Source organism: Arthrobacter sp. Leaf69 (assembly GCF_001422645.1).
Classification (GTDB): Bacteria; Actinomycetota; Actinomycetes; order Actinomycetales; family Micrococcaceae; genus Arthrobacter.
Map to the genome: position 1 here is coordinate 955882 of NZ_LMLR01000001.1, position 13761 is coordinate 969642.

The following is a 13761-nucleotide window of genomic DNA, read 5'->3' on the forward strand; positions in this document are numbered from 1 at the left end:
CCTACTGGCTGGGCGGCAGATTCTGCAGGTCCGCCTGGCCCACGCAGTTCCGCTCCGCGGGCACCTTCGCGGCCGCGGCGGCGAGGTCTGCAAGGACGGTGGCGGAGCTGATCTTGTCCGGGTCCATAAGGATCTCCGTTGCGGGTTCGCGTCCGAAGGTGGTCAGGGTCCACACCGGGTTGCCTTCCTTGATGACCCAGTCCACGCCGTTCACGCTGACGCAGCGGTCCGTCGTCGGCCCCGGAACGTTTACACCGCAGCGCAGGATGACCAGGGACGGATCGCCCCAGGCGGCGGTGGCCTGGCTGTTGGTCTTGCGCAGCTTGGCCTCGCCGATCGCATCCGGGAGCGCCACCATCATGGGGGCACAGGCTGCGTTCGCCGCGTCCTTGGCCGGAGTGACGTCCACCACCGGGGAGCAGGCGCTGAGCATGATCGCTGCGGCTGCCGCCGTGGCCAGAATGCGGAGCGGACGTGCGGAAGCCGGGAGAGGGAAGAGCTGCATTGATTAAGCCTATCCCTGCCAAACATCCGCTGCTGCCAGCCCGGCCGCCCCGGGCAGGGGGTTGACTATCTGGCGCCGTACCGTCGAGTACACTTGGGTCGAACCGTGCAACTCTGGGGCGCTGCCGACAACGACGTTAGGTCTGGCCACAACCGCGCACATTGAATTCAATCTCGGACGTGGGGGAGGGCCTGTCGATGACGTCGCGCAGCCAAAAAATGAGATCAGTACGCGCCGGCGCGTGCGCACTCCTGCTTGCCCTCTGCGTGGGTGCGGCGGCCCCGGCGGCATACGCCGACGATGCCGCTCTTACGGATCCGTTCACGGTCATTTCGCCTCCCGCGCCGGTTGAGCCCGCGCCGGTTGAGCCCGCCCCTGTGGAGCCCGCGCCGGTTGAGCCTGCGCCGGTGGAGCCCGCGCCCGTGGAGCCTGCGCCCGTCCAGCCTCCTGTTGTCCTGCCCCCTGTTTTCACCCCGGCTCCGGTGGTAACCCCGCCGGTGGCCTTCACGCCTCCGCCTGCTTTCGTGGCGCCTGGGGCGCCTCTCCCCGCTCCACAGGCTCCCGGTGCCGTGGTTGCGCCGCGGCCGGGCTCTCTGCCTGCCGTACAGCCGCCCGCAGAGATTCCCTCCCAGGAAGCAGGTGCAACCGCAACGGCGACACCCTCAGCTTCGCCGACGCCCAAACCCGCACGAACAACAGAACCTGCTGTAGCGGCCGCTCCGGCTGAGCCTCCGGTGATCGTCACGGCCGAAATTCAGGCGGCCGTGGCCACCGCCACCGGCAGCCCCCTGTCGATTCAGATCATCACTGTTCTTATTTTGCTGGGGCTGGGCTTTGCCTACTTCCGGTTTCTTGGCGGAAAGAGCCGCGGCCTGGCCGCCAGAGCAGGAAAGTAATTGATCGTGGTGCAAGAAGCAGCCGTTGGGCCGGCCCTGACTGGCCAGCCGGCGCCCGGTGGGCTGCGGTCTGCAGTATCCCTATGATCCAGCTTTTGACCAATGCGCGGCTCGCCGCGCATACCGTGCTGCAGCACCTGACGGACGATCCCATGGTGCTGTCCCTCCAGCTGTCCCGGCGTCTGCCTGCGTCAATCGTCCACCCGGCGGCACGGCTGGTGTGCGCAATCGCCCCGAAGAACTCCCTGTCAGTTCCGGTCTTGCTCTCCTCACTCACACTGGGTGACGAGGGCGACGTCACCCGGCGGCTCCGACTCGGCGCTGACCATAAGGTCGCGGGCGTGCACGCAAGAAGACTCGCCGACATCGCAACCGCCGCGAATCTACCGGCGCTTTCGGATGCGCTGCTGGCCGGTGCACAAGATTCACGGGGTTATCAGTCTGCACAAGCGCGGAGGCACTGGCATGACGGCGCCATGACCGCCGCCGTGGCTGCCCTCGAAGGCTCCGGTGCGTCCGGACGGCGCCTGCAGGCCCGTTTGGCGGGCGAACTGGCGGTATTCCAAGGGACTGCGCCAGCACTGGCCCGGCGAGACTACACGCCGGTTCGCAACAGAGTTCTTCATTTGCTGACCAATTCCCTGCCCCACACGGCCAGCGGCTACGCCCAGCGGTCCCACTCGACCATGGCGGCACAGCAGCAGGAGGGCTGGGACGTCCTCGCGGTAACACGGCTCGGCTATCCCGTGCAGGTAGGAAAGCTGCGCGCCCGCTCCAGCGACGTGGTGGACGGCGTGCGCTACCGGCGGCTCCTCCCCACTCACCTGGCCGCGACGCTGGATGCGCGTCTCCAGCGGCAGGCCGAGGAACTGCTGAACGTGGCTTTGGAGTTCCGGCCGAGCGTTCTCCATACCACCACGCACTTCGTCAACGGCATGGTGGTCCGGGCCGTGGCAGAGGCACTGGACATCCCTTGGGTGTACGAAGTTCGTGGTCAGTTGGCGGACACCTGGGCCTCCACCCGTGGTCCGGCCGCCCTCGCCAGCGAAAAGTATCAGCTGTTTCAGCAGCGCGAGGCGGACGTCATGGCCGCGGCCGACCTGGTGGTGACACTCGGGGAGGCCATGAAGGCCTCCATAGTTGCCGCCGGAGTCCATGCTGACAAGATCCTGATTGCGCCCAACGCCGTTGGCGGGCGGTTCCTGCTGGAGCCGATGGAACCTTCCTTGGCCCGGCGTGAGCTTGGTCTCGATGAAGACGGGCAGTACATCGGAACTGTGAGTAGCTTGGTAGCCTATGAGGGCATCGATGACCTCATAGCAGCCTTCGCAAAGTTGGCCGGCCGCCACCCGGACCTGCGGTTGCTCATCGTGGGAGACGGCGTGTCGCTCCCGTCGTTGCGGGAGCAAGCCAAGCAGTGCGGCTTTGCGGACCGTGTCATCTTCACAGGGCGCGTGTCGAAGGACGACGCAGTCCGCTACCATCAGGCGCTGGACATCTTTGTTGTTCCGCGTAAAGACTTCGAAGTCACCCGTTCGGTGACGCCACTCAAACCGGTAGAAGCTTTGGCGTGCGCGCGGCCGGTCGTTGCTAGCGACCTGCCCGCACTCCACGAAATAGTCACCACTGGAATGACGGGTGTTTTTGCCACACCCGGCGATCCTAGTGACCTGGCGGAAAAATTGAATTGGTTGCTCGGTTCGAAACCGATGAGGGCAAAGTTTGGAACTACAGGACGGTCGGAAGTGCTTCGGGATAGAACATGGGCATCTAATGCTAAGAGATTCGCCGGCGAATACGACCGCCTCACCAGAGAGCAAGCCTAATGAGTCAGTATGATCCACTTGTGCCGGCACCCACTCCAACTCCGGTAAACATACGACTGCTACAGCGCGTGGGCTCCCGACCCAAGTTCTTGGACTACCTCGTCACCCTCTGGGACTATCGCCACTTCGTCTACTACGACTCGCGCGCACGCGTCATGAGCGGCAATTCGCAGGATCGGCTGGGCGGGGCATGGTTGCTGTTGACGCCGCTGCTAAATGGGGCAGTTTATTACTTGATATTCGGTATCCTACTTGGCACCGGCCGCGGAATCGAAAACTTCATTTCTTACCTTATTATTGGACTCTTTCTGTTTCAGTACAGTACACGGTCTATTTCGACTTCTGCGCGGTCGATGATCTCAAATCGCAACGTACTGCAGGCTTTTAGATTTCCACGGGCGACGCTGCCCATCGCCGTCAATGTTCGAGAGGCGCTGTCGTCAGTTCCCACTCTGATCGTCATGTTGCTTTTGATAATCTTGATTCCACCGGTCGAAGTCATTTCCGTCAAATGGCTGTTTTTGATACTCGTCGTTGGGCTTCAATCGCTATTTCATCTGGGCATTTCGCTGATCATGGCAAGGGTGGTTGGTTTCGTTCCAGATGTCGCTCATTTGCTTGGTTTTGGACTGCGCGCCTGGCTCTACTTTTCGGCTGTGTTTTTTTCCGTTGACAGATTTGCGGACAATCCTTGGATTATGGCGATGATGAATGCTAATCCGATGTTTATAGTCCTGGACATTGCCAGGGACTGCCTAATTTATGACACGTGGCCCAGTATGGTGCGGTGGCTTACGTTATGCACGTGGGCTTTGGCGAGTCTTTCTGTCGGGATTGTCTTCTTTTGGCGAGCGGAGGAGCGCTATGGACGTGGCTGAACTTCTGGTCTCATCGCCTGCCGTAGTTGTCGATGACGTGAGTATGACCTACAGCGTCATAAGCTCTGAGCAGAGGGCCGATATTCCGAAGGACATTTTCGGACGAGCGCTGACGCGAATACGACATCGTCGCCCAACAGTAGCGGTCGATGCGCTGCATAGAATGTCGCTGATCGCGCAGCATGGAGAATGCATCGGTGTCATTGGCCGAAACGGCTCCGGCAAGAGCACGCTAATGAGGCTCATCAGCGGACAGGAGAGCCCAACAACCGGTAGCGTTCTGGCCACGAGCACCCCAATCGCGCTGGGCGTTAGCGCAGCACTAGTTCCAGATATGTCGGGCGAAGCAAACGTTATGCTCGGCTGCCTGGCGATGGGTCTTGGGCGGGCTGAAATCGATGCAAAGTTCTCGTCCATCGTAGAACTTTCGGCTCTGGGCAAAGCAATTCACCTTCCTATGAAGTCCTATTCTTCAGGTATGGCCTCGCGGCTTCGGTTTGCGATTGCGGCCGCGGTGGACCCGGAGATCCTAATTTTGGACGAAGCGTTGAATACCGGCGATGCTGAGTTCGGCGAACGCACCCGAGCCCGTATGACGGAGTTGAGGGAGCAGGCTGGCTGTGTCTTCCTGGTCAGTCACAGCATGTCGTCCATCAGGGACCTTGCCACCAGGGTCATCTGGCTGGATAAGGGTGAGATGCTTCACGATGGCGACACTGAGCGAGTGGTTACTCTCTACGAAAAGTTCATCTGGTACCTCCGGCGCGACGACCAAGCTTCCGCTGAGAAGATTCGGCGAGCGGCCCGCCGCGAAATGACCCGGGTTGAGGTTACCGAGCGTGCCGCCGGACGGAGGAGGTGGAAGTGAGCGAGAAGCGGTTGGCTCGCCTGCGAACGGGCCTCTGGCACTTACGCCGTGGGGGAGTGGACGGCCTCAGGACTTGGATGAACCGCCACAGCACTGTGATGGCAAGTTCTGCTTCCGCTCGCCCCCGGGATGTTGGACGTTTCAGACGAATGCGGAGCGCCAAAGGCTTGTCGTTTACGCCTGCAGTTCTAGCCGGCGTAGATCAGCCCAATTACAATATTCGGGCGGCCGTGATACTGGATGAGTTTTCGTCCATGTGTTTTGACTTCGAGTGGAACAGTGTTGCCGTGACACCGGAGGACTGGCGGTCGCAGATCACTGAGAATCCAGTCGACATCCTCTTCGTCGAGTCGGCCTGGGCTGGAAACTCGGGAGCGTGGAAATATCACCTCACGGGATCCAAGGGACCGTCGGATGACCTAATAATGCTGGTCGACTGGTGCCGCGAACGGGGTATTCCGACCGTATTTTGGAATAAGGAAGACCCTCCTCACTACACTGATTTCCTCGAAACTGCCCGGTTGTTCGATTCCGTATTTACAAGTGACGCAACACGAATTCCGCATTACCTTCGAGATCTTGGACACGACCGAGTTTGTGTTTTGCCTTTTGCCGCCCAGCCGAAGGTTCATAACCCTATTCGCCCTAAATACGGATGGCACTCACGAGACATCGCCTTCGCAGGAATGTATTTCCGTCACAAGTTTCCCGAACGACGTGAACAAATGGAGTTTCTACTCAGCGGGGCGATGGCTGGCAGTACTGGTATGGACTTTGGACTGGAGATTTTCTCCAGAATGCTTGGCGGTGATGAGAGATACCAGTTTCCTGAACCCTTTGCTAGCAAGGTGGTCGGCCAGCTTCCCTATCCGGAAATGTTGACGGCGTATAAAGCCTACAAGGTTTTCCTTAATGTTAATTCAGTAATTGAGTCTCCAAGTATGTGTGCGCGAAGAATATTTGAGATATCGGCGTCGGGGACGCCTGTTGTGAGCGCACCCAGCCTGGCTATTCGGGAGTTCTTCCCCCCTGAAGAGGTATTTGTGGCCTCCGATGTAGAGGAGACACGCGGAATCATCAGGGCGCTGGTGAGGAATAGCAGCGTTGGCGAGCGGGCTGTCCATTTGGCGCAGCGGCGGGTTTGGAGTGCTCACACCTATTCACACAGGGTGCAGTCGGTCTTGGATAACGTGGGAATTTCGGTCCCAGAGTCAGACCTGAATACTGAAATATCGTGCATGATTTCGACTAACCGACCGAGTCAGTTGGACCATATTTTCAAACAGTTTTCGCAGCAGATCTATGCGCATAAACAGTTGGTACTCCTCACTCATGGTTTCGCGCCGGACGCCAAGTCGCTAAAGGCTGTTGCCTCGCGGCACGGCATCGAAAGCTTCGTCCATTTGAACCGCGACGCGTCGCACTCCTTGGGCGCTTGTTTGAATGCGATTGTTTCCTCCGCAGACGGCACGCTTGTGACGAAAATGGATGATGATGATTTGTACGGGCATCACTACCTTAGCGATTTGGTGTATGCGCGGGCTTTTAGCGGTGCAGAAGTTGTCGGTAAGTCCGCGCACTACATGCATTTGCAGGAGTCGGGGATCCTGCTTCGAAGGTTCCGTGACAACGAACACCGGTTCGTTAGCCAAGTCATGGGCCCGACGATAACAGGGTCGCGGGATTTGTTCTCAGAGATACCGTTTGGCGACCTAGCACGAGGGGAAGACACTGATTTCTTGTCCCGCGTGAGGGCAGCTGGAGGCAAGATCTATGCGGCAGATCGTTATAATTTCGTCCAGGTGCGGGGGCCTCACACGCATACGTGGAGATTAAGCGACATGGATGCCATATCTACCGGCGACGTGGAACTTTATGGCGACTTTAGCGGTCACGTTTTCTTGTGACCGTGGATGCGCCGCGTCGTCGCAAGACGTCGTTCGTGCGCAGTCCTCTACTCTAGATTAAGGAAATCGATGGAAAACAAGACCGTAGCCGTTGTAGGACTCGGATATATAGGGTTGCCAACGGCCGCCGTTCTCGCGAGCCACGGCTTCCAAGTTATAGGTGTGGACACTAATCCCGATGTTGTGGCCGCAGTCAATGCTGGGCAGGTGCCATTTGTGGAGCCGGACCTCGACGTTGCCGTGGCGGGTGCTGTCAGCCGATCTTGGCTGTCAGCACAGGCTGAGATGCCCCGTGCCGATATCTTTGTTGTCGCTGTGCCAACGCCATTCCGGGCTGGCCGCCAGCCGGATCTGTCCTTCGTGGAGGCAGCGGCAAGAGCAATCGCTCCTGTACTGACGGGGGCCGAGCTCGTCATCTTGGAATCGACGTCTCCGCCTGGCACAACGCAACGGTTGGCTCGCGCTATAGGAGACCTGCGTCAGGACCTGGAAATGGCTCTAGACGACGAGCATGGTCCATCCGCCGTGCACTTCGCGCACTGTCCGGAAAGAGTTCTGCCTGGTCGAATCATGACGGAGATGATCGAAAACGATCGAATAGTTGGCGGTTTGTCTGCTGCCTCGACTCAGATGGCTTCAGCCATGTACCGAACTTTCTGTAAAGGTGAGGTGCTGACCACAACGGCCGAAACAGCGGAGACAGCCAAGCTAGTTGAAAACGCCTATCGGGACGTGAACATCGCACTGGCCAACGAGATCTCCAACGTCGCCGATGTTCTTGACATTGATGTCTGGGAAGTAATCGAGTTGGCCAACCGCCACCCGCGCGTCAACATTCTTAGGCCTGGCCCCGGCGTGGGCGGCCACTGCATCGCAGTAGACCCATGGTTCCTCATTAGTGCAGCGCCGGACGAGACACCTCTCATGCGTCAGGCAAGGAACACAAACGATGCAAAGCCTACTCAAGTCGTAGCCAACATAGAGGCCGCGGTACGAGAATCTGGAGCCTTGTCCGTCACGTTGCTTGGGTTGTCGTACAAGGCGGATATCGACGATCTTCGGGAGTCTCCTTCCGTACAAATCGCACGCGACGTGGCTCTCGCATTCCCAGACGTTCAGGTCAATGTGGTCGAGCCCCACATTTCACTTCTCCCTACCGGTCTGGACCAGTTGGAGAATGTTCGGCTTGCGGGTTGGACTGCAGCAGGGGCCGAACAAGGAGTGTTGGCGGTCTTAGTGGATCACAGCGTATTCAAGGGATTGATACGTGAGGAAATGGGGGCCGCGGAGGTTGTAGATGTGTGTGGTCTTTGGTCCCGGCCTGCGGTTGTGGCACCGCTGGTGTTGGACGTGATTTAGAGTGCGCGTATTGATCTATGGGAGCTGCATTTCCAGGGACAGCCTCGAACTCGCTCCAAGACAGGGCATCCAGCTGGCTGGCTATTCGGCGCGTTCGTCAGTGGTCTCGGCCTTTGCGCGTCGGCCCACGGATCTGTCAGGGGCGTCTTCTCAAGTTCGCTCGAGCTTTCAGCGTCGCATGCTCGAGGCAGATGCCGGGAAGAGTCTCCCCAAGGTTCTGCGTTCATCGCCTTACGATCTTTTACTGGTCGACATTGTCGATGAGCGGTTCAACGTGCTTGCTAAGGGGGAGGAGAGGCTGACGGACTCTCCGGCGCTACGCGAGTCCAAATTCTTGGCAAATAGGGCCGCGGGTTGGCGGCGCATCGATAGTGGCACAGATGAGCACTTTGACGCGTGGGCAGATGCGCTGGACAGGATGCTGAATGTCGTTAGCGGTCTGCCAACGCGCGTTCCGGTGGCCTTCTTGGATGCGGGCTGGGCTACTAGCATTGCAAGACCCGGAGCGGATCATGGGCAACTATCGCATGCAGGGCGATCACCTGAGGCGGCAAACGAACTATTCGCGAGGTATCGCGAGTACTTTTGCTCCAAGATTCCCCAAGGCCAAGTCATCCGACCTCCTGCGCAAGTGACCGTCAGCGACCCGGACCACAAATGGGGATTGGCGCCTTTTCACTATGTTCAGGCCTTCTACGATTTCGTCGGCAATCGACTCGCGGAGATAGCCAAGGGCATGTGAACGGTCGCCCACCCCGGATAGTTCAAACGACCCTACGGTGCGGTTAACGGGACTAGACCTGGGTAAGGGCGGTACCTGAGCCACTGCCGTGTCGGGTGATGCCTGAATGCCAGCATTCGACTGTGTGGCGTGCTCTCGACGCATTCAACGATGACAGGACAACGAAACCTGAACACGGAGAGCCCGTTTTGGAGGCGGCTCACGCCTCTTCTCTTTCCTGGGCGTAGTGACCTAGAGCCTTGGTATGCACATCAACGGCACCGCCGGGGCGAAGTAAAATCCGCAACACGGGCATGAAGGAACAACGGAATGCGGCTTGGGCCGAGGCTGCCAAGTCCGACGCCCGCGCCGACCGGGAGGCGCGCAACCGGCCGCCGACCGAGGAGTGCGCTTTCGGCCTGCGCCCGGACCTGCTTGACCGCGGCGTCCCCGAGTACAAGGTGCGCCCCTGGCCGGCACTCAAAAACCCCCGCCAGAACAGGCGACCCCATGGGGGTTTTCACGCTTCCCACGTCGCGGCGGATATAGCAGGCGTGGGGCGTAGCGTTCGACGACTAGGACGGCGGCGGCGGCGTCGATTACCCCGGTGGCATCTACACAACAACAGCAGCAGCCGGGACGGGCACAACGGCATCGACTACGGCCGCGGCCTCGTCAGGGCAGGCAAGACCGGTGCCGCGACCCTCCACCTCGGGATGCTGCCGTTGAAGGGCATCAACCTGAACAACCAGGCACGCGGCCGCATCGACCCCACCCCGTGGCACTACGGCAACCTCAACCCCGACTATGCCGGCTCCGCGGCCGTCGCCCCGCAAGGCACCACCACTGCCCCGCAAGAGATTCCTCATGGCACTCACCGACGAACAGCAGCAGGCCATCTACGATCGCGTCAAGTACCTCGACGCGCGGGTCTCGGCGGTCCCGAACAGCTGCTGTAGCCATATGGGCGGAGACCGTGTTCCGCGTTGGCAAAAACGTATCTGAGAAGCGGGAGGTTGCCGACACGAAGTCTGGGGCGCAGGTTCTCCGCGCCGCATTCGTCGCCCTCTCCAAAGCCCCGGAACTTGACGCCGTGCATATCACGGCTGGCCGTAAAGGCGGGGCTTACCGACGGCATCGTGACCGTCGACGTCAACGTGGCAGGAGGCAAGTGATGGACGACCACACAGCCACCAGCACCCGGACCCGCAACCGTGGCGGGCAACCGTCCGAACCGTGTTTGCGTTCATCGTGGGCCTTGCCGCCGCATGGGCCCTGTTCATCCAGGCCGCCGGCGTCGACTCTGGCCTCGAGCGGGCGGCGACACCTTGACCACCGCCGCCGGCATCACCCGCGTTATGGCGCTCCCCGCCGTCGACGGCCTGATCCGGCAGTTCGCCCCGTGACCCGCACCCGAGAGGAAGTAGCCCCCACGGGCAGTCATTTACGGATGGCGGGGGCCGTCTGTCACTTAGCGGGAAGCCCAAACAGTTACCATTGCCCAATGCGAATCGACGTAAATCAAGTCGGCAATGAGCTGACACTCACTGCCGAACTCCAAGAAGGCGACCGCGAACTCGCGGGCAAAGCCTCACTCGCAAGGAAAACAGCCACGCTCAAGCTCCCCGATGACTTCAGCATGGATGACACGCACCCTGACCTGCTGGCGCTCGCGGCGCTGATCACTTTCTACGTGTGGATCGGCAAGCGCCTGGAGCTACCCTTCCCGGTGAGCCAGGCATTCGCGGACACGGTCATGAAGGTCTCGAAGATCGACGTCACGAATTCCTCGAAGTGGATACCGAAGCGCACCGCAGGCGAGGGATCACATCCAGGATTGTCCTTCTCAGGCGGCGTGGACTCTATGGCTGCGTTGGCGCTGATGCCCAAGGACACGGTCTCTGTATTCACTTTGCGCACCCCGCCCCCGGAAGGCGCAGGCAGCCTCTACAAGCCAGACGTTGCGCTGCATGCCATAGCGGAGATGGGCAAGGCAGGAACGCAGGTACACGCGATAGAGACGGACCACGAATGGGTGCGCAATCCTGTCGGCTTCGCCATCGACCCAGCACCCGCCGTTCCACTGATCCTCCTGGCCGACAAGTTCAACCTTGACGCCATCACGTTCGGCACGATTGCGGAGTCTGCCTACCTCACAGGCAAGGGCTACTGGGCTGACTACAAAGACCGGGTGATCTTCACCCGGTGGGGCGCACTCTTTGAAGCTGTCGGGCTGGAGTCCTACAACGCCACCGCGGGCATCAGCGAAGTAGGATCCTCCACCATCGTGCGCACGTCCGAGTTCGGATATCTCGCGCAGTCCTGCATCAGGGGCGTGCCGGGCCGGCCGTGCCGGGCGTGCGTCAAGTGCTTCCGCAAGTCACTCATCACAGCCTCCCTTACCGGCGAGTGGCCGGACCGTGCGGAAGTCGGCGTCATGATGGCGAATAGGGCGATCAGGGGATTCCTTGACATGCATCCAATCAGGTTCGAGATCGTCCTCACCAATGCCATGGCATCCTACGACGGGGACGATCCGCTACTCCTTGCCCTGCAAACCAGACTGGCAGCCAAGGAGTTGGACGTGTCCTTCACGCAGGCTTGGTATGCCCCCGCTATGGACCTCATCCCGGAAAGGTACCGGGCGGCTACCATAAAAGCCGCCAGCCAGTACCTCCCCCAGATGACGCCAACCCAAGAAGAGGCGTTCCATACCTTCGACCTCGCCTCCGAGTTGGAATCGAAAAACGTCCGCGTTGAGGACTGGCTCGACACTCTAAGTGAGAACGCGAAAGGTGTTGCGGCCCGTCTGAAAGCTCAGCCGGCTGTAGCACATTAGATCGCGGCAAAAAGACCCCCTGCTCGCAACTGGCGGTTTCTAGGGGTCGTTGCAACACCTGTTGGTTAGGTGGTTAGTAGTAAATCACGCAGACGCTCGGCTGGGGTTTCCCAGCCGAGCGTTTTGCGTGGGCGCCCGTTGAGTTTCTGGGCGACGAGCTCGAGGTCTTCGGGTCCGTAGCCGGACAGGTCAGTGCCTTTGGGAAAGTACTGGCGCAGCAGGCCGTTGGTGTTTTCGTTGGAGCCGCGCTGCCAGGGGCTGGCAGGATCGCAGAAGTAGACGTCCATGTCCGTGGCGACGCTGAAAGACTTGTGGGCTGCCATTTCCGCTCCCTGGTCCCAGGTCAGGGATCCTCGCAGGTGCGCGGGAAGGTCCTTCATCGCGGCGACCAACCCGTCCCGGACCGCCTCGGCACCGTGGTCCGCGGTCAGGTGCACGAGCATCACATACCGGGTGGTGCGCTCGACCAAGGTGGCGATCGCGGACTGGTTCAGCGTCCCGGTGATCAGGTCTCCTTCCTTACGGTGTTGTTGTGGGTGATTTCGGAGCTGTCGTAGTGTTTCGATCACCCTCGGGTGGCGGGTATGGCCCAGGTCGCCCTGCCGCTTTGGACGGCTCACTGGGAATGGCCGCCCGCTGCCCGCCGATGACTCGACCGCTGATTGAGAATTACGACATTGATCGTTGGGTAAGGACGTGCCGGCGTGGTTATCGACAGGGCCAACGAGATTGGAGCTGATCGAAGGGGACTGAATATGCCGGCATTTTGGGTAGGAATCGACTCGGGCAAAAGAGCTCATCATTGCGTCGTGATCGATCAGACAGGGACGGTGCTGCTCTCGAAACGGGTCGAGAACGACGAAATTGTGCTGCTTGACCTGATAGCCACGATTGCGGAGATCGCAGCCGGCGGTGAGGTCTGTTGGGCTACGGATCTGAACGCCGGCGGCGCGGCGCTGTTGATCGAGTTGCTGTCCGCGCACACCCAGCAGGTGCTCTATATCCCCGGACGGATCGTGCATCACGCCGCGGCGACCTATCGCGGGGATGGCAAGACCGACGCGAAAGATGCCCGGATCATCGCAGACCAGGCACGCATGCGCACCGACCTCCAACCCGTTCGCGGTGCGGACCAGATCAGCGTGGACCTGCGGCTGCTGACCGCCCGCCGCACCGACCTGATCTGTGACCGTGTCCGGGCGATCAACCGGCTTCGTGCCACGTTGCTGGAATACTTCCCTGCGCTCGAGCGCGCGTTCGACTACTCCAAGAAGGCGCCCCTGATCCTCCTCGGCGGCTACCAGACCCCAGAGGGCATCCGGCGGATAGACCTGACCCGGCTCGCCGGCTGGCTGAGGAAACGCGGCTGCCGGAACAGTGCCAAGATGGCCGAGAAGGCACTGATGGCAGCGAACTCCCAGCGCACCGTCCTGCCAACTCAGACCACAGGCTCTGCCCTGGTCATCCGGCTGGCCGAGCAAATCAGCACTCTCGATGAAGAGATCGCCGCCACCGATGCCCAGATCACCGAGCTCTTCCGGCAGCACGACAGCGCGGACATTATCCTCACCATGCCGGGGTTCGGCCCCGTACTCGCAGCAACTTTCCTCGCGAACATCGGCGGCAATCTGGAAGCGTTCGACTCCGTCGACCGGCTCGCCAGCGTCGCGGGCCTCGCCCCCGTCCCACGAGATTCAGGACGAATCAGCGGGAACCTTCACCGGCCACGTCGCTTCAACCGCAGGCTCATGCGAACCTGCTACCTCGCCGCCCTCTCCAGCCTGAAGAACAGCCCGGCCTCAAGAACCTATTACGACCGGAAACGCGGAGAAGGAAAGTCCCACAAGCAGGCCCTCATCGCCCTCGCCCGCCGCCGCATCAACGTCCTCTGGGCCATGCTCCGCGACCACACCATCTACCAGGAACCAACGCCAAGAATCCGCGCTCAAGCTGCTTGACAGA

General features: G+C 60.5%; 11 protein-coding genes and 1 pseudogene. 10 read left to right on the forward strand and 2 right to left on the reverse strand.

Going from position 1 to position 13761, the window contains the following annotated elements:
• Position 1: 1 nt before the first annotated feature.
• Positions 2–505, reverse strand: a complete 504-nt coding sequence (locus tag ASE96_RS04375; protein ID WP_056426411.1) for a DUF3515 family protein — start codon at positions 503–505, stop codon at positions 2–4.
• Positions 506–1239: 734 nt separating this feature from the next.
• Here ASE96_RS04375 and ASE96_RS19070 point away from each other — a divergent pair.
• The 9 genes from ASE96_RS19070 (at position 1240) to ASE96_RS04405 (ending at position 11799) form a co-directional block, all read left to right on the forward strand.
• Positions 1240–1401 (forward strand): hypothetical protein, encoded by a 162-nt coding sequence (locus ASE96_RS19070; protein ID WP_156367487.1) that lies wholly within the window; start codon positions 1240–1242, stop codon positions 1399–1401.
• A gap of 83 nt (positions 1402–1484) precedes the next feature.
• Positions 1485–3227, forward strand: a complete 1743-nt coding sequence (locus ASE96_RS04380) for a glycosyltransferase family 4 protein (RefSeq protein WP_056426413.1) — start codon at positions 1485–1487, stop codon at positions 3225–3227.
• Between the two features lie 89 nt (positions 3228–3316).
• Positions 3317–4105, forward strand: coding sequence for an ABC transporter permease (locus ASE96_RS04385; protein WP_235500099.1), 789 nt, complete (start codon positions 3317–3319; stop codon positions 4103–4105).
• Entirely contained in the window at positions 4098–4973 is an 876-nt protein-coding gene (locus ASE96_RS04390; protein ID WP_235500100.1) for an ABC transporter ATP-binding protein, read from the forward strand. Before ASE96_RS04385 ends, ASE96_RS04390 begins: the two co-directional genes overlap by 8 nt.
• A gap of 77 nt (positions 4974–5050) precedes the next feature.
• Complete coding sequence (locus tag ASE96_RS04395; protein ID WP_082492578.1) at positions 5051–6880, forward strand: glycosyltransferase family protein; 1830 nt, start codon at positions 5051–5053, stop codon at positions 6878–6880.
• Between the two features lie 69 nt (positions 6881–6949).
• A complete protein-coding gene (gene wecC / locus ASE96_RS04400; protein ID WP_056426425.1) occupies positions 6950–8239 on the forward strand; it encodes a UDP-N-acetyl-D-mannosamine dehydrogenase in 1290 nt (429 codons plus the stop codon).
• A gap of 1 nt (position 8240) precedes the next feature.
• Positions 8241–8981, forward strand: a complete 741-nt coding sequence (locus ASE96_RS19075; RefSeq protein ID WP_235500101.1) for a DUF6270 domain-containing protein — start codon at positions 8241–8243, stop codon at positions 8979–8981.
• A 293-nt stretch (positions 8982–9274) separates the two neighbouring features.
• Positions 9275–9919: a hypothetical protein gene (locus tag ASE96_RS19080; protein ID WP_156367489.1), complete on the forward strand. Its 645-nt coding sequence runs from the start codon at positions 9275–9277 to the stop codon at positions 9917–9919.
• 545 nt (positions 9920–10464) lie between these two features.
• Complete coding sequence (locus ASE96_RS04405; protein ID WP_056426428.1) at positions 10465–11799, forward strand: DUF6395 domain-containing protein; 1335 nt, start codon at positions 10465–10467, stop codon at positions 11797–11799.
• Between the two features lie 65 nt (positions 11800–11864).
• Here the strand turns inward: ASE96_RS04405 and ASE96_RS04410 are convergent.
• A pseudogene (locus ASE96_RS04410) lies at positions 11865–12317 on the reverse strand (IS30 family transposase); the annotation flags it as partial.
• 237 nt (positions 12318–12554) lie between these two features.
• Here ASE96_RS04410 and ASE96_RS04415 point away from each other — a divergent pair.
• The gene (locus ASE96_RS04415; RefSeq protein WP_056426431.1) at positions 12555–13757 is read left to right on the forward strand and encodes an IS110 family transposase; all 1203 of its coding nucleotides are present in this window, start codon (positions 12555–12557) and stop codon (positions 13755–13757) included.
• Positions 13758–13761: the final 4 nt, after the last annotated feature.

Excerpts from the sequence above, each read along its gene's own strand:
- ASE96_RS04375 (WP_056426411.1), bottom strand. The coding sequence starts at position 505 with ATGCAGCTCTTCCCTCTCCCGGCTTCCGCACGTCCGCTCCGCATTCTG.
- ASE96_RS04380 (WP_056426413.1), top strand. The coding sequence starts at position 1,485 with ATGATCCAGCTTTTGACCAATGCGCGGCTCGCCGCGCATACCGTGCTG.
- ASE96_RS04395 (WP_082492578.1), top strand. The coding sequence starts at position 5,051 with ATGAACCGCCACAGCACTGTGATGGCAAGTTCTGCTTCCGCTCGCCCC.
- wecC (WP_056426425.1), top strand. The coding sequence starts at position 6,950 with ATGGAAAACAAGACCGTAGCCGTTGTAGGACTCGGATATATAGGGTTG.
- ASE96_RS19080 (WP_156367489.1), top strand. The coding sequence starts at position 9,275 with ATGAAGGAACAACGGAATGCGGCTTGGGCCGAGGCTGCCAAGTCCGAC.
- ASE96_RS04405 (WP_056426428.1), top strand. The coding sequence starts at position 10,465 with ATGCGAATCGACGTAAATCAAGTCGGCAATGAGCTGACACTCACTGCC.
- ASE96_RS04415 (WP_056426431.1), top strand. The coding sequence starts at position 12,555 with ATGCCGGCATTTTGGGTAGGAATCGACTCGGGCAAAAGAGCTCATCAT.